Genomic DNA, 16666 nt, shown 5'->3' on the forward strand with positions numbered 1-16666 from the left:
CTACAAAACATCTGTTCTGTTTAGAATCAAAATAATTATTGGTATCAAATCACTAACCCTTTCTTTTTGGGAGTGAGTCTTTTAGTATAGGATTTATACATATTAGACCAGAAAGAAGAGGGAATTAGAATATGATTACTATTGAAAGTGAATGGTTGAAGGTAGATATAGAAAGTCATGGAGCAGAAGTGCGTAGAGTAAAACATAAGAAAAATGGATTAGATTATATGTGGACAGGGGACAACAAATACTGGGGAAGGGTGTCTCCAGTATTGTTTCCGATAGTAGGACGTTTAAAAGATGATCAATATCAAGTTAATGGTCAAACGTACAAGATGTCACAACATGGTTTTTTACGTGACGTAGAATTCAGTGTACTAGAGCAGACAGCAACAAATGCTTCTTTTATTTTTGAATCTGCTGGACGTTTTAGTGATGTGTATCCTTATGAGTTTAAAGCGATTATCCGGTATATACTTCAAGACGACTCACTAAGTGTACATTGGGAAATTGTGAATGAAAATGAGAAGGAAATGCATTTTTCTATTGGTGCTCATCCTGCATTTAAGATTCCACTTTTAGAAAATGAAACCATTGAGGATTATCATCTACACTTTACTCCTGCTGCAGATAAGAATGTGAGGGAGTATGAGCTGCAGAACTCTTTGCTTCATGAGAAAGGGAGTATTAATGATATTGGGACGCTTCCACTAACGAATTCACTATTTGCGCATGATGCTCTCGTATTCAGCAATATTGACAGGATTACATTGGTATCAAATAAATCCAGTCATGGTGTAGAAGTTATGTTTGAAAATTTTCCGTTTGTTGGAATTTGGTCAAAATATATCGATGAAGATGGCAGTATTGCGCCATTTGTATGCATTGAGCCATGGTACGGGGTGGCTGATACATATGATACATCAGGGGATTTTAGTGAAAAGTTTGGTAATAATATGCTTGAACCAGGAAATACTTTCCACACTGAGTATTCAATGAGATTTAAATAATAGACAATTTAATTAAACTAAACATGAAAGAACTCTTTATTATAGGAGTTCTTTCATTTTATCTCTATTAATGCATTAGATTTTGAACACAGAGCATAAGCTCAAGTTATTTCTGATTTAGATGTATAAAAACTTTTTCCGGTGAGAAAGGGAAAAAGTTTGCTCGGTTATGAAAACGTTTTAATGTTAAGCTTTAGTTGTTCAAAAATACAAAGAATTAGGAGGAAAAAATGAAACGTAAATTGGTATTATGTATTCTGCTGTTAGTCAGTGTAATTTTTTCAAGCGGTTTTAGTAACCAGAATGTTAGTGTTAAAAAGAATGATGTAAAACCTGAAGTTAGTCAGAAAAAGCAAGCTTCAAAAGCAAGAACAGTCATTACCACTGATGGTGAAGTAGATGATATGAATTCCGTTATCAGATACCTTTTATATGCAAATGAGATGAATTTAGAAGGAATTGTCCTTACAAGCTCTGTGTACCACTACGCTGGTGACGTAGAAAAAGGCATAGAACCTTTTAGATGGACAGGAACAGAATGGTTATCGAAAATGATAGACGCATATGAAGAGGGCTATCCAAATTTAATTAAACATGCCGATGGTTATCCGACTCCAGACTACATACGCAGCGTAACAAAAATTGGTAATATTTCCGATGTAGGTGAAATGGAACAAATAACAGAAGGGTCTGAGTTCTTAAAGGATCTGTTTTTAGATAATAATGAAAGCGATTTATATGTTCAAACTTGGGGTGGGACAAACACTACGGCAAGAGCGTTAAAATCAATCCAAGAAGAATATGAAGATTCAACTGAATGGGAAGATATTAAAAAAAGAGTTAGTGAAAAACTAGTACTTTATATTATTTTAGATCAGGATGATAGTTATAATTCTTATATTGCAAAGAATTGGCCAAATATAAGAATTATAAATGATCAATCAAATTTTTGGCATTTTGCCTATGCGTGGAAATACCATACGGATGAAGTAAATAGTAGGCTACAAGGTGCATGGAATAAGGAGAATATTAAGTATGACCACGGACCATTGATGGAGCTATATGCATTAATGGGTGACGGTAACATAATCGAAGGAGTATTACCTGAAGAGCAACGCGGAAGTGAAGATTATTTATCGAACAATCCTCAATATAACAGATATGATTTCATTTCTGAAGGAGATTCACCTTCCTTTTTCTATCTGATTGATAATGGATTGAGAAGTATAGAAGATCCATCCTATGGTGGTTGGGGAGGCCGCTTCGGTGCGGTAAACGAAAAGTTATACAGAAACACCGTTTTAGATTTTAATGTCTACACGAATCGTTATGAAGCGGAATACTCTTTAATGCGATGGTTTGACGATATACAAGATGATTTTGCCGCAAGAACTGACTGGCTAGTAGCCTCAAAATATGACGATGCCAATCATAATCCTACTCTAACAATTAAAGAAGGATTAGATTTAACCGTAAACAAAGGACAAAAAGTAACACTCCACGCTAGGGGGAAAGATCCTGATGGAGATAAGCTAACATATAAATGGTGGAGATACTTTGAGGCAGATACTTATGAAGACTCAAAGGCACCTCAGAAAGAAACCGTACCACAATTAGCAGGAGATTTACAGCTAGGGCTTCACCGTGAATTGGCTGAGGGTGAAGTAATAGACAGTATTCCCTTAAAAGGAGCCAATTCAAAAACTGTGAAATTTACTGTCCCAGAAGATGCAAAGTCAGGGGATACCATTCATATAGTTGCAGAAGTACAAGATGATGGTGTACATGGGTTAAAACACTATCAACGTGTTATTTTAACAGTTAAATAGTAGTGTAAGAAGTCAAGGAGAAGAATTCCTTGGCTTCTTTTTTTGTAAAGAAGTCCACGCCTTCTAAAAATTTTATCCAACCCCAAAGAGCTAAATATTGTAGAATGATTACTATAGAGAGACTTCACGTTTTGGGGGGATTAATTTGACTGCTACGGAACTGGGGAGAGTACTTATCGTAGATGATGAGATATTAATCAGACAAGGGATTAAGCATTATCTTAATTGGGAATACGAGGGTTTTACAATTGTTGGGGAAGCTTCGAATGGTCAGGAAGCACTTGAATTAATCGAAGCAACAAACCCACATATTATTGTTACAGATATTGTCATGCCCGTTATGGATGGGGAACAGCTAACGAGAATCGTCAAGGAGAGATATCCTCAAATTGAGGTAATTGTCTTGAGTAGCTTTGGTGATTTTGAATATGTTCGCTCTACCTTCCAAAGTGGTGTGGTTGATTACATATTAAAACCAACGCTTGATGCAGAGTCACTTTTAAAAGTATTAAAGAATGCCGTGCGTAGAATTCCTTCACTTAATCTAGTGGATCAGCAGGTAGAAAACCGTCTTTCTATCGAGCAAATATTAAATAAGTTAATTTCAGGTTATATTGTTGAAGGTCCAGAATTTGAAAGAATAACCACACAATTTTTACATAAACGTTTTTGTCTACTCGGAACAGATCTTAAAGTGGGAAGAGCGGTACTATTTAAAGGGATTTTTGAGAAATTAAAAATCGCTCTCCAAGAGCTAAATTACACGGTTCACTTTGAAGATCATGTACTCCTTGTAAATGGAGCTGATTTTACGAAACTGATTGAATTAGTCCAGCAACTGGCAGAGTCAGAACCTGGGATTGGCTTTGTTTTGGCTGAGGAATTTGAGGATATTTCACAACTAGGAAAAATGTATAAAGATGAACTATTAATACTATTAAACTATCGTTATTATTTTTCTAATTACCCGTTACTAAGGAAGGGAGATCTACCAAATTCTGCACCGAAATCCAAGAATTTTAATTTGGATGGTTTTACTAGTGATTTTAAGCGTAAGCATTTTAATTCTGCCTTTGGATATTTACAAGAACATGTGAAAAAATTATCTACTTGTTATACAACCGATGTTCATGAGTATAAGGATTTTTTCGGGAATATCATTTTTAATATCACCATTCTTCTCAGTAATATGGAGTACAATGTGAAGGAATTAGAACAATCTAGATATTTGTATCTGAAATCGATAGAGGAGTCCCGTTCTGCACAGGAAGCAATCGAGATTTTAGAAGAGTTTATTGATGAGGCAAAACAAGCGATCTTCTCAATTCAACAACAACCGGAAAACGTACATATAAAAAAAATATTGGATTATATTCATGACCACTTTGCAGAACCTTTAACACTCACAGATGTTGCCCAGTATTTTCATTTTAACCCTTCTTATCTATCAAGCTATTTCTCCACTCATACTCATGAGGGTTTTAATGAATACCTAAATAAGGTTCGGATCGAAGAAGCGTCAAAATTACTCATGCAAGGGACGGAGACTATTTCGGAGATTAGTGTTAAAGTGGGTTATTCTGATCACAGTTATTTTTGCAAAGTATTTAAAAAAATAAAAGGACTGTCACCAAGTCAATTTAGAAGAAAACAATACATGAGATAAGAGCTGGTGGATGATGAGATTAATTCCCGAACGATTCAAACATAATAATTTGTTTATCACCATGTTTATGATTACGGTCTTAATAATTGTAACCGTTTCCGTAACGGTTACCTGGACCACCATTCGAATGTCGGAGCAATTCTTTTTTGATAAGTTTAGCATTACAAACGCGAGAGTGATGAAACAGTTAAATGAGAGTCTCGATAAGTTTAACTACTCTATTGTTATCGCTTCGAATAACCTACAGCAAAGTGTTACCCTTAAGGAAATTTTAACGAAGGAAGACGAATCCAATGTCGAGCGTTTAAGTTCTATTTATACGATGAGTCAACTAATGAAACGGCTTGAACCAAATTTGGATGCATATGAGGTAAGCGTTATTGTTACGGGGACAAATGGGATCAGCTATGCAACCGATCGTTCATATTGGCCCATTCATGACGAAGAGTTAAAAAATAGTTATTTGACTAAGAAAACGTATGACAATCCCAATAAACTTTTTTATCAATATGACTATCGTCCAAACCGGGAGGATGGACGGTATATAGTTGCTACAAAGGCATTATTAGAAAGAACTTCTGGAAATAATTATGGGTCACTCTATTTCGCTATAAAAGAAACAGAGTTTAAAAAGTTTTATTCTAGTTTTACTAGTCCTGGCAATAATGTATTCTTTGTCAATTCTGATGGAATAATTGTTTCTAGCAATCAATCAAAACTAATTGGGCAAAAATCAAACGAGCTATTAGGTTACGCTACTAAAAGTGGTGAGAGTCCAAATGATGACTATATAATCGGTGACTTTATGGGGAAGGAACAGATTATTTTAATGGAATATATCCCATCGTTCGATATGTATATGTTTAATATTATTGATAAACAAACGGCATTTGGTAGCTTAATCGACACTAACAAAATTTTACTTATTGTGATGGGGATTGTTTTTATTGCCCTTATTATTGTGCTACTAGCCTCTAGAAGATTAACCAATTCCTTATCAAGAATGGTAAAGCAAATTGAAAATACGTCAAAACACGATTTTCACCAATATGTATCCGTTTCTGGTACTTACGAAACAAGGCAAATTGGGAAAGCCTTTAACTCTATGCTTGATGAACTCCATGAGTATGTTGACCAGCTTGTCGTTTCACAAAAACAACGGCGGAATGCAGAACTAGCCGCATTGCAGCAACAAATAAATCCACATTTCTTATATAATACATTAACATCAATCAAGATGATGGCAAACCATGGAAGTAAAGAAGAAACGGAGTCAATGATTAATGCGTTGATTTCTTTATTACAAAACACCATAGGAAATGTTAATGAGACCGTTACAGTAAAACAAGAAATCGACAATCTCAGAAACTATGTATTAATTAATCAGAAGCGATATGGAAATCGAATAAAAGTAAACTTCTTTGTTTCAGGGGATTGTGAGGATCACAAAATTCCAAAGCTAATCCTACAGCCTTTTATGGAAAATTCCTTTTTTCATGCATTCAACCATAAGCCAGAGGGGTTTATTCATGTTCTTATCTGGAAGGAACGGAATTTATTGATTTGTGAAGTTGTAGATAATGGTGATGGTATGGAGGTCTCAGAAGACAGTCATCTACCTCTTTCCAATCGCAAGCAAGAGTTCTTTTCAGGTATTGGTGTCAGAAATGTAGATGAACGTATTCAACTTATTTATGGAGACTCGTATGGTGTTCAAATCTCAAGTGAGTTAGGGGAAGGGACAAAGGTACGAATAACACTTCCATTATAAAAAAAATCATATAATCTAAAAAAAATACAATATTTTAAAAATGAAAGCGTATTCAGCAACTGAAAAATTTACTAATACTTAAAAATATCGTCCTAACTGTTAGCCTTATTGGGATGCTACCATAATACTTGTAAGCGAGAGAGCGCTTACAAGAGAAAATATAACGGGGGGCAAATCGATGAAAAAAGTTCTTGCACTATTTTTAGTTAGTATTTTATTTTTGGCTGCTTGTTCTTCAGGTTCTTCCAAGGACACTTCCGGAGAGGCAAAGGATTCAAATGAAATAACTGTATGGGCGTGGGATCCAAATTTTAATATTAAAGCTATGAATCTTGCAAAGGATGCATACGCAAGTGAAAATTCGGATTTAGAGATTAAGATCATTGAAAATGCACAGGATGACATTATTCAAAAGTTAAATACTAGCTTAAGTTCTGGAACAACAAAAGGATTACCCAATATTGTTTTAATTGAAGATTATCGTGCACAAAGCTTCCTTCAAGCTTATCCTGATATGTTTCATGAATTAACAGGTGCTTTTAATGCAGATGATTTTGCACAGTATAAGATCGCACCTACAAGTGTTGATGGTAAAAACTATGGTCTTCCGTTTGATACGGGTGTATCAGGGCTTTATGTTCGAACAGATTATCTAGAGCAGGCTGGATACACAGTAGAAGATTTACAAAATATAGATTGGAAGCAATATATTGAAATTGGTAAGAAAGTGAAAGAAGCTACTGGGAAACATATGCTTACACAAGATCCTAATGACCTTGGTCTCATTCGTATGATGATTCAGTCTGCTGGTTCTTGGTATTTGAAGGAAGATGGAAAGACTCCTAATCTAGCTGGAAATGAAGCACTTAAAGTAGCATTTGAAACGTATAAAGAGATTTTAGATGCCGATTTAGTTAAACCGATTTCTGACTGGAGCCAGTTTTTAGCTGGATTTAATAGCGGTGATGTTGCTACTGTACCAACGGGCAACTGGATTACTCCTTCGATAAAGGCTGAAGCTTCACAGGCTGGTAAATGGGCAGTTGTTGCGCATCCGAGACTTCCAGGAGTACAGGAATCAGTGAACGCATCTAACTTGGGAGGAAGTTCATGGTATGTTCTAAATGTGCCAGGTAAAGAGGATGCTGCTGATTTCCTAGCAAAAACATTTGGATCAAACGTAGAGTTCTATCAAACCATCAATAAAGAAATTGGTGCGATCGGTACGTTTAAGCCAGCTGCTGAAGGTGAAGCATATCAAGCGGGAGATGAATTCTTCGGAGGTCAAAAAATTATAGCAGAATTTGCAGCATGGACGGAGCAGATACCTCAAATCAACTATGGTTTGCACACCTATGCGATCGAAGATATCCTAGCAGTGGAAGCGCAAAACTATATAAAAGGAAAAGACCTTGATAAAGTACTAGAAGATGCTCAAAAACAAGCGGAAGCGCAAGTGAAATAATCTACTAGCTTCATAAAAATAGCCTCGGAAACTCGGCGGCTTCTCCTATTCAGTTTTTGACTGGATCTGATCAATCAGGGGAACTACTTGTTCCGGGGCTAGTTCTATTTATTAAGGTGAGGAGTTGAAAAGTGTGATCACAGTAAAAACAAAGCAAAATTTCCAACCCATGCATTCTACCCGTAGCCTTCGCATTAAAAATACGGCTATTGGCTGGTCCTTTATTGCGCTTGCAACGGTTTTAATATGCCTGTTTTATTTCTATCCGATGGTACAGGCATTAATTATGTCGATGCAATCAGGGACTGGAACCAATTTAACTTTTGTTGGTTTAGATAATTATGCACGCTTATTGCAGGACCCAACGTTTTTAACAACAGTAAAAAATACAGTTATTTATTTGATCATTCAAGTACCCATCATGATTATTCTCGCTCTGTTTATCTCCGTGTTGTTAAATGATAAAACACTGAAGCTAAAGGGCGTCTTTCGTACGGCAATATTCCTTCCTTGTGTCACTTCATTAGTTGCCTATTCGGTTATATTCAAATATTTGTTTGGGCAAGAAGGAATTATTAATATTTTTTTATTGAAGTTATCGATTATATCAGAGCCGATTCAATGGCTTACCGATCCTTTCTGGGCAAAGATGGCCATTATTGTTGCCATTACTTGGAGATGGACTGGATACAATATGATCTTTTACCTATCTGCATTGCAAAACATTGATCACTCGATATACGAAGCAGCAAAAATAGATGGTGCTTCACCGTTTCAAATATTTTTTAAGATTACGATACCGTTATTAAAGCCCATTATTTTATTCACTTCTATTACTTCAACAATTGGAACACTTCAATTGTTTGATGAAGTCATGAATATTACACAAGGTGGACCGGGAAATGCGACAATGACGATTTCTCAGTATATTTACAATCTGTCATTTAAATATACACCTGACTTTGGTTATGCAGCGACAGTCTCATACGCGATCGTCATCATGATTGTGATCTTCTCAATTATCCAGTTTAAAGTGGCAGGTGATAAAAATGCTTAAAAGAGTGTTCAGCTATGGATTTCTTACAATTGCGGCAATTATCTCGTTCTTTCCATTTTTATGGATGATTATCAGCTCAACTAATAAATCAGTTGATGTTACGAAGGGGCGGCTATTACCGGGAAGTCATTTTTTGGAGAACTTAAGCAATTTATTGGAGACTGTTGATTTAGTGCCAGCTTTAATGAATTCAGCAAAAATCTCCATTACAACTACTATTCTTTCATTATTGATAGCATCACTAGCAGGCTATGGATTTGAAATTTATCAAAGTAAAGCCAAAGATATGGTATTTAATTTTTTATTGTTATCCATGATGATACCTTTTGCCGCGTTAATGGTTCCGTTGTTTAGGATGTTTGGATCGATTTCGCAGACAGCGCCTTTTATTGGGATCGATACCTTTGCAGCTGTCATTTTACCCACAGTAACCACTGCGTTTCTTATCTTTTTCTTTCGACAAAGTACGAAAATGTTTCCTAAAGATATCCTGGAAGCAGGGAGAATCGATGGTTTAACCGAACTTGGCTGCTTCTTTAGAATTTATGTTCCGACAATGAAAACAACTTACTCTGCCGCAGCAATTATTACATTTATGGCTAGCTGGAATAGCTACTTGTGGCCGTTAGTTGTTCTACAGTCACCTGAAAATCAAACCATACCCTTACTAATATCAGTTCTTGGATCAAGCTACTCCCCAGATTTCGGGGTGATCATGACCGCGATAGTTATTGCAACATTACCGGCTGCATTCATCTTCTTCATCATGCAAAAGCAGTTCGTTGCTGGAATGATGGGGTCTGTAAAATAGTTTGGGAAGAAGTTATACAAAAAATTTAACCCCAAAGGTGTGAAAATATGAAAACGAATAATCCAACAATTAATTGGCTTACGGATGTAAATGTGTTCGCTGTTAATCGTCTTCCAGCACACTCTGACCATCACTATTACGAAACAATGGAGGAAGCAAAAAACTCTGCACCTATGAACATGCGGAAAAGTCTGAATGGAGAATGGAAATTTAGTTATTCCGTCAACCCTGATAACCGCCCAGAACATTTTTACAAACTCGATTTTAATTATTCCGGATGGGGGGATATTTCAGTGCCTGGCCATATTCAGCTCCAAGGGTATGGTCAGCCGCAATATGTGAATACGATGTACCCTTGGGACGGCCATAATGACATTCGGCCACCAGAAATTCCAACCGATCATAATCCTGTTGGTAGCTATATTAAATCTTTTACTATTCCTGAAAATATGAAAAAGAAGCCGGTATATATATCCTTTCAAGGTGTAGAGTCCGCTTTTTATGTTTGGTTGAATGGAGAGTTTATCGGTTATAGTGAAGACTCGTTTACCCCGGCTGAATTCGAACTTACTCCTTATGTAACAGAAGGAGAAAATAGGCTGGCAGTTGAGGTGTATCAGAGAAGTACAGGAAGTTGGTTGGAAGATCAGGACTTTTGGAGATTCTCAGGTATCTTCCGTGATGTGTATTTGTACACGGTACCGGAAATACATGTTGTTGATTTACACCTTAGACCGGAATTGGATTCTACTTTCACAAAAGGTACTTTGTCGGCCGATTTAAAGCTTCAAGGGCTATCTGCTTCAAAAATTTTAGTTGAGTTAGTTAATAGTAACGGAGATCTTGTTTCTTCAACAAATGGAAAAGTGAACGACGGCAAATGGTCCATTTCTATGTCACTTGATAAGCCCGAGCTTTGGAGTGCGGAAAGTCCATATTTGTATGAATTATATATTCAGCTTTTTAACGAGGAAGATCAATTGGTCGAGGTTGTGCCGCAAAAGGTTGGGTTTAGAAGATTTGAACTATTGAATAAAGTGATGTACCTAAATGGGCAGAGAATTGTGTTTAAAGGGGTAAACCGTCATGAATTCAATCCTCGACGTGGACGTGCGATTACAAAAGAAGATATGATCTGGGATATTCAAACATTAAAGCAAAATAATATTAATGCGGTGCGTACGTCTCATTATCCGAATCAAAGCTATTGGTACGAATTATGTGACGAATATGGAGTGTATGTGATTGACGAAATGAACCTTGAAACACATGGTTCTTGGCAAAAGATGGGGGCGGTCGAACCTTCTTGGAATATACCTGGGAATAAACTGGAATGGCAAGATATTGTTATGGATCGAGCGATTTCAATGGTCGAACGGGACAAAAATCATCCTTCTATTCTTATCTGGTCGTGTGGAAATGAGTCCTATGCTGGAGAGGTCATTCTAAACGTCTCTAATTATTTCAGAGAGGTAGATCCAAGTCGTCTCGTTCATTATGAAGGGGTGTTCCATAACCGTGACTATAATGATACTAGTGATATGGAAAGCCGGATGTACGCAAAGCCAGCGGATATTGAAAAATACTTAATGGGAAATCCAGAAAAGCCATATATTAGCTGTGAGTATATGCATGCAATGGGAAATTCGCTTGGTGGAATGTACAAATACACAGAATTAGAACAAAAGTATCCAATGTACCAAGGTGGATTTATTTGGGACTATATTGATCAATCAATTTATAAAAAAGACCGTTATGGTCGAGAGTACCTAGCCTACGGTGGTGATTTCGGGGATCGTCCGACCGATTATGGATTTTGTACGAATGGAATTGTCTACGCCAATCGAGAACTCTCTCCTAAAATGCAGGAAGTGAAATATTTATATCAAAATGTTAAGCTGCTCCCAACTGAAGCAGATGTAACGATTAAGAATGAGAGTCTTTACTCAAATACAAAAAATTATGTTGTTGAGTATGCCTTGTTTTTAGAAGGGATGGAGTTGTACCGAAATACACTAGTAACTGATGTGGAACCTCAAAGCGAAAGAAGCTACAAGTTTCAATGGCCCGTAGACATTCAAAAAACGAATGGCGAATATTGCGTTCAGGTTTCATTAAAGCTAAAAGAAAGCACTATTTGGGCAGAAGCGGGGTATGAAATTGCCTTTGGACAGTTTGTCTACCAAGTTGGATCAAAGGAAATGTCCTATGGTGACGGAGAACTGCGTGTGGTTCATGGTGATGTGAATATTGGCGTACACGGGAAAGATTTCACAGTCATGTTCTCCAAGCAGGTGGGAAGTTTAATCTCATTAAATTATGCAGGAAAAGAATTGATTGCTCTTCCTCCAGAACCATTATTCTGGAGAGCAACGACGGATAATGATCGAGGCTTTTCACAAAGCTACCATTCCGGGATTTGGTATGCGGCGAGTTTAGCGAGGAAATGTGTGGGTGTTAAATTAGAAGAAAGTGAGAATCAAGTAAAGGTATCTTTTACGTATCATTTCTCCATCAATAGTGAATTAGAAGTGAAAATAGCTTACACCGTATTCCCTAATGGAAGTGTTCGTGTGAATTCAACTTACAAAGGGGCGGAGAACTTGCCGCAGCTGCCGATCTTCGCCGTTTCTTTTAAAATACCTGCTGATTACAACCAATTAGAGTGGTATGCGATGGGTCCAGAAGAAAATTATTCTGATCGTGCGATGGGAGCGAAACTTGGTATATTCAAAAATCAGGTAACTGACAATCTATCAAGTTATTTAATGCCACAAGAGTCCGGAAATCGTACAGGAGTCCGGCGTGTTAATGTGACAAACCTAAATGGCCACGGATTAAAAATTTCTTCTGTGGAGCAACCAGTGGAATGTAATTTCTCCCCGTATACAGCGTTTGAGCTTGAGAATGCGAAGCATATTTATGAACTTCCAAATATCCATTATACAGTAGTCACAGTGGCTGGAAGACAAATGGGTGTTGGGGGTGACGACAGCTGGGGAGCGCCTGTTCATGAAGAACATCTCATCAAGGCAGATAAAGACATGGAATTTGAGTTTATGATTGAAAGAATCTGAATGCATGAGAAGAGTCCCAAAGATGGGACTCTTTCTTATGAAATAGGAGTTGTTTTCTTCATTCTCTGTAGTTTTACATCACTATACCGTGTGAAATGATATCAACTTTGACATTAGTAGTAAATTCAATGTTTTTAAAATAATCCTTTTTATCTTGCATCTTCCAAGTGTTAGGATGAAAGGCCATTAATCTTCTTCCAATTCCAAAAGCGTCACAGTTCGACTCTTGCAGTGTTTTTATAACCGAGTCCGCCTCATTTGTGAGTTCTTCTGATAATACTTTGTTTAGCCGATCGATTTGTTTTGGTACATCCCCCTTGGGATATTCCTCAATGTTTACTTTGAGATAAAGATTTAGCTTAACAGAAACAAGGCCATTTTTTACTTGTACCTTTAATTTTCTTTTCATATGTTGGACATTAAATGAAATATAATTATTTATTTTGAAATTTTCTTCATCGTTCACTTTTGTTGTGAATCGCGCGAACTTTCCTTTTTTATTTTTCATCAATAGAAGAAGGGTTGAATCTTGTGGGGGAAGACTCCCCGCATATTTTCTTTCATTCATTAGAGCAAGTCCGACCACAACTGCACTATTTTTGTCATTTCGTTTTAGGTATGGCAGTATAATATCTTCTCCCGGATCTAACATCTCTGAAGCTAGTGTCTGAATGGTTTCATTCGGAATGATTGTGTTTTCTTCAGCACTAGTAAGAGCGTCTTGTATATATTCACTTATGTTTGTCTTATCTCTCGGTTTAATATTAAGAAAATCAACTGCTTTTCCCTCTACAATTCCTAATGTAGCCCCTAATGAATTTCTCGGATCTCTCCAAATGACATCTAATGTAGGATAGATATCATTAACAGCGATCTGTTCACCGAAAAGGATTAATTTATTCTTTGATGTATCTAAGTTTCCAGATATTTCTCGTGCTATTTTCTTCCGAGATTCCCTTGGTGTTAGACCTTTTGCAGAAAATGTTTCACTTTTAACCAAGGATTGCGGGCCACCGGAGGGCTCCTTGATGATAGGAATGGAGATCCCTAATAAAAATTCATCGTTTTCTGATAAATCATAACTTAAAGTCTGTACCAATATGGCGTTCTTCATCAGATGTTGGTCCCAACAACCGGCAAGCAATATACAAAGGAGAAATAAGATAGTGAGTTTCCTTTTCATACCTTATTCACCTCTTCTTTTTTTGACAAAATTAACGAAAGTAATAATAGAAGTAAAGGTATTATAACAATAAAAATATAGTGGGTTGGTCCAAGAAATTGATTGAAACTTTCGAAGTCTCTTTCCTGATCAGGAAGAAGAGCCAAAACTAGATAGAAACCTGCTACAAGTGGCAGAAAGGTAGTATAGTTTTTTTTTCTACCTAGGCTCGCTAAACCCCATGCAGATAAAAATAGCCAATTGGCAATGGAAGTAGCAACGATTATGAGCCACAGCGATAAGAAAAATAAATCCGTTCTTTCGAGAACCTGAAAAGAGTAGGCTTTGATCATGTACAATAAAGGCTCTGGAGTCAGTGCAATATCAGCATTCGTTTCAAAATAAACAAGGCTAGCAAACACCATAAAGGTATAAAAGACCGTGACAAAAATATTAGCTGTTGTAATGGCTTTAAGCTTATCTTTTCCAGAGGATTGCACAAATGGATGGATAAATAAAAAGAGTTCAAAGCCTAACATCGAGAAAGCGGCTTCCTTTGATCCTTTAAGGATCGTTAACATATCATTACCTCCTATTGGAAGGATGTAAAGGAAGTTTGCATCTTTCATACTATACGAAATCAATACGATTAATAAAAAAAGAATTGGAGATACAAGTACATAAAATCGAGCAATACTTGTTAAACCTGCACTAACAATGTAAATGCAGGTTATAAGAACTAAAACCATAGTAATCCAATTGGGCGTCCGCGGTAAAATCCATTTATCAATGATATCACTATATCTTGCTAAAACTAAGCTACCTGTTACCATAAAATACAGGGAATAACTGAGCGTAAGAAACTTCCCTAACACTTTTCCTAGTAAGTTGGGAAGGATTTGGTATAGAGAAAAGGAAGGAAATCTTCTGCAAAGTGCCCAAATGATTAAAATAATTACTTGGGAGATAGCTCCTGCTATTAGTGTAGAAATCCAGCCATCCTGCTTGGCTACTAATGCTACATCATGTGGCAAAGAAAGAATTCCTACACCAATTTGAGCTTGAATAAGCATGAAGGCAAGCTGTTTATTTGTGACCTTATTTTTGTTTTTTTTCATTAAACTTCCATCCTCTTGCCAAAGATTGTCTATCAGTGGTGGTTGATTTTGAATCAAATGGCCGTGTATTAAATTTCCAAATAGGTAAGCGGATAAAAGTATCTTTCAAGTCCTTCAAATGAAAAGGAGCCCAAGGTGTAAAATAGGGAGTACCGAAAGATTCTAGTCGACATAAATGAGATAATATCAACATCGTTCCAAAAGCAATCCCTACAAATCCAAATGTGGATGCTAGTAACATAAGAATAAAGCGCAAAAAGCGAACGGCATCACTCATTGCAGATGTAGGTATGCTGTATGCAGCTACAGCAGTAATGGCAACAACAACAATCATGGTATTCGAAATAAGACCTGCACGGACAACTGCGTCACCGATAACAAGACCTCCAACAATACCAATGGTTTGTCCAATTCTTGAGGGAAGGCGAACCCCTGCTTCTCGGATCAATTCAATGGTCAATTCCATAACAAGTGCTTCAATTAAAGGTGGAAAGGGAATATTTCTAATTGAACTTATTACGGGGAGGACTAACTCATCTGGCAGTACCTCGAAATGAAAACCGATTACTGCAATGTAAACAGCAGGTAAATTAACGGCGATAACGATACTTAAGAATCTTAATGAACGAACAAACGAACCAATAATCCAGCGTGAATTATAATCATCTGGCGAATGGAAGAAGGCAAAAAATGTAATAGGTATTAGTAAACAAGAAGGATTTCCTTCTATGAAAACGGCAACTCTTCCTTCATTCAAGTGACCTACCACACGGTCGACTCTCTCTGTGTATAATATTTGCGGAAAGGGTGACCAGGTGGAATCTTCAATTAACTCCTGTAGATATCCAAAACTAGGTATATAATCAATAGAGATACCATCCATTCGCCGTTTGAATTCTTTTATTAATTCTTTATTTGCAAGATCTTCTCTATAAACTAGAGATACTTTGGATTGAATCTGGTCACCAACTTTTAAATGCTCTAACTTCAAGGTTGGAGTTTTTATAGCTTTTCTAATTAAATGAAGATTCGTCATAAGGTTTTCTACAAAACCTTCATGAGAACCCTGAATTACTTGTTCATTATTTGGTTCCTGGACTTGCCGGTCCTTGGATAAGGCAACATCCAACATGTAAAATTCCTGGTTCCCATCCAATAGCAAAATACAGGCACCATTTAAAAGTTCTTGTTGAGCTTGGTACAGATTATTGGATATCTGGAAAGTAGATTTCAGTACATCTTCCACTTGGGCGTCATCTGCTTCCATAACAGGTTTTAGGATATTTTTTTGAATTTTTTCCTTATCTGCCATGGTTTCTAAAAAGATAAGAATTCCAGAGATAGTCCTTACATTTAATGTATTAATTTTTAAATCATCTGAACCAGAAAATGCTTGTTTAAAGAAAGAAGTATTGTCATCGATTGTATCGAATACCTCCTGAAACGCTTGGGAGTCTTGCTTGGAAGGACTTTGTTTGATATCCCCATTCTTTGGCCTTTTGAAAATAAGGGAAGAGAGTTTCATTTTCTTACTCCATCTCATACAGTTTCTATTACTTTTCCCACTATTGGAATATCTATGTAGTTTGGCTATCATTATCCATTACATTACTTTTCTGATAAGTTCTTTTCTAGCGGGAAGAGTTTTATTTTATTTCCCTTATAGCTCTAGAATTTGGATTATTTTTTATTTTTTAAAA

General features: G+C 36.6%; 11 protein-coding genes. 8 read left to right on the forward strand and 3 right to left on the reverse strand.

Translation table 11 applies throughout. The features are described from left to right. Positions 1 to 131 precede the first annotated feature (131 nt). The 8 genes from ACRX5O_RS11545 (at position 132) to lacZ (ending at position 12686) form a co-directional block, all read left to right on the forward strand. Positions 132 to 1010, forward strand: coding sequence for an aldose 1-epimerase family protein (locus ACRX5O_RS11545; RefSeq protein WP_433906081.1), 879 nt, complete (start codon positions 132 to 134; stop codon positions 1008 to 1010). Between the two features lie 230 nt (positions 1011 to 1240). Then, entirely contained in the window at positions 1241 to 2839 is a 1599-nt protein-coding gene (locus ACRX5O_RS11550; RefSeq protein ID WP_433906082.1) for a DUF1593 domain-containing protein, read from the forward strand. 145 nt (positions 2840 to 2984) lie between these two features. Next, complete coding sequence (locus ACRX5O_RS11555; RefSeq protein ID WP_433906083.1) at positions 2985 to 4505, forward strand: response regulator; 1521 nt, start codon at positions 2985 to 2987, stop codon at positions 4503 to 4505. A 13-nt stretch (positions 4506 to 4518) separates the two neighbouring features. Continuing rightward, positions 4519 to 6276 carry a cache domain-containing sensor histidine kinase gene (locus tag ACRX5O_RS11560; RefSeq protein WP_433906114.1) on the forward strand — a complete coding sequence of 586 codons (1758 nt, stop codon included), beginning with the start codon at positions 4519 to 4521 and terminating at the stop codon, positions 6274 to 6276. Positions 6277 to 6454: 178 nt separating this feature from the next. After that, a complete protein-coding gene (locus tag ACRX5O_RS11565) occupies positions 6455 to 7741 on the forward strand; it encodes an ABC transporter substrate-binding protein (protein ID WP_433906084.1) in 1287 nt (428 codons plus the stop codon). Between the two features lie 169 nt (positions 7742 to 7910). Next, the gene (locus ACRX5O_RS11570; RefSeq protein WP_391559075.1) at positions 7911 to 8798 is read left to right on the forward strand and encodes a carbohydrate ABC transporter permease; all 888 of its coding nucleotides are present in this window, start codon (positions 7911 to 7913) and stop codon (positions 8796 to 8798) included. Next, complete coding sequence (locus ACRX5O_RS11575; protein WP_433906085.1) at positions 8791 to 9609, forward strand: carbohydrate ABC transporter permease; 819 nt, start codon at positions 8791 to 8793, stop codon at positions 9607 to 9609. The genes ACRX5O_RS11570 and ACRX5O_RS11575 overlap by 8 nt, the downstream gene beginning before the upstream one ends. Positions 9610 to 9656: 47 nt before the next feature. Next, entirely contained in the window at positions 9657 to 12686 is a 3030-nt protein-coding gene (gene lacZ, locus ACRX5O_RS11580; RefSeq protein WP_433906086.1) for a beta-galactosidase, LacZ type, read from the forward strand. Between the two features lie 73 nt (positions 12687 to 12759). Here lacZ and ACRX5O_RS11585 read toward each other — a convergent pair whose 3' ends face one another. From ACRX5O_RS11585 to ACRX5O_RS11595, 3 genes are read right to left on the reverse strand one after another with little or no spacing between them, the layout of a single operon-like run. Continuing rightward, a complete protein-coding gene (locus tag ACRX5O_RS11585; protein WP_433906087.1) occupies positions 12760 to 13869 on the reverse strand; it encodes a Ger(x)C family spore germination protein in 1110 nt (369 codons plus the stop codon). Then, on the reverse strand, positions 13866 to 14966 hold the full coding sequence (locus ACRX5O_RS11590) for a GerAB/ArcD/ProY family transporter (RefSeq protein WP_433906088.1): 1101 nt from the start codon (positions 14964 to 14966) through the stop codon (positions 13866 to 13868). The genes ACRX5O_RS11585 and ACRX5O_RS11590 overlap by 4 nt, the downstream gene beginning before the upstream one ends. After that, positions 14947 to 16491 carry a spore germination protein gene (locus tag ACRX5O_RS11595; protein WP_433906089.1) on the reverse strand — a complete coding sequence of 515 codons (1545 nt, stop codon included), beginning with the start codon at positions 16489 to 16491 and terminating at the stop codon, positions 14947 to 14949. Before ACRX5O_RS11595 ends, ACRX5O_RS11590 begins: the two co-directional genes overlap by 20 nt. Positions 16492 to 16666 lie beyond the last annotated feature (175 nt).

Source organism: Robertmurraya mesotrionivorans (assembly GCF_050971805.1).
In the GTDB taxonomy this organism is placed as follows: Bacteria; Bacillota; Bacilli; order Bacillales; family Cytobacillaceae; genus Robertmurraya_A.

What these genes read in the sequence shown, in the direction of transcription:
- lacZ (WP_433906086.1), top strand. Translation starts at nt 9,657, where the DNA reads ATGAAAACGAATAATCCAACAATTAATTGGCTTACGGATGTAAATGTG.
- ACRX5O_RS11565 (WP_433906084.1), top strand. Translation starts at nt 6,455, where the DNA reads ATGAAAAAAGTTCTTGCACTATTTTTAGTTAGTATTTTATTTTTGGCT.
- ACRX5O_RS11545 (WP_433906081.1), top strand. Translation starts at nt 132, where the DNA reads ATGATTACTATTGAAAGTGAATGGTTGAAGGTAGATATAGAAAGTCAT.
- ACRX5O_RS11585 (WP_433906087.1), bottom strand. Translation starts at nt 13,869, where the DNA reads ATGAAAAGGAAACTCACTATCTTATTTCTCCTTTGTATATTGCTTGCC.
- ACRX5O_RS11575 (WP_433906085.1), top strand. Translation starts at nt 8,791, where the DNA reads ATGCTTAAAAGAGTGTTCAGCTATGGATTTCTTACAATTGCGGCAATT.
- ACRX5O_RS11590 (WP_433906088.1), bottom strand. Translation starts at nt 14,966, where the DNA reads ATGAAAAAAAACAAAAATAAGGTCACAAATAAACAGCTTGCCTTCATG.
- ACRX5O_RS11570 (WP_391559075.1), top strand. Translation starts at nt 7,911, where the DNA reads ATGCATTCTACCCGTAGCCTTCGCATTAAAAATACGGCTATTGGCTGG.
- ACRX5O_RS11560 (WP_433906114.1), top strand. Translation starts at nt 4,519, where the DNA reads ATGAGATTAATTCCCGAACGATTCAAACATAATAATTTGTTTATCACC.
- ACRX5O_RS11595 (WP_433906089.1), bottom strand. Translation starts at nt 16,491, where the DNA reads ATGAAACTCTCTTCCCTTATTTTCAAAAGGCCAAAGAATGGGGATATC.
- ACRX5O_RS11550 (WP_433906082.1), top strand. Translation starts at nt 1,241, where the DNA reads ATGAAACGTAAATTGGTATTATGTATTCTGCTGTTAGTCAGTGTAATT.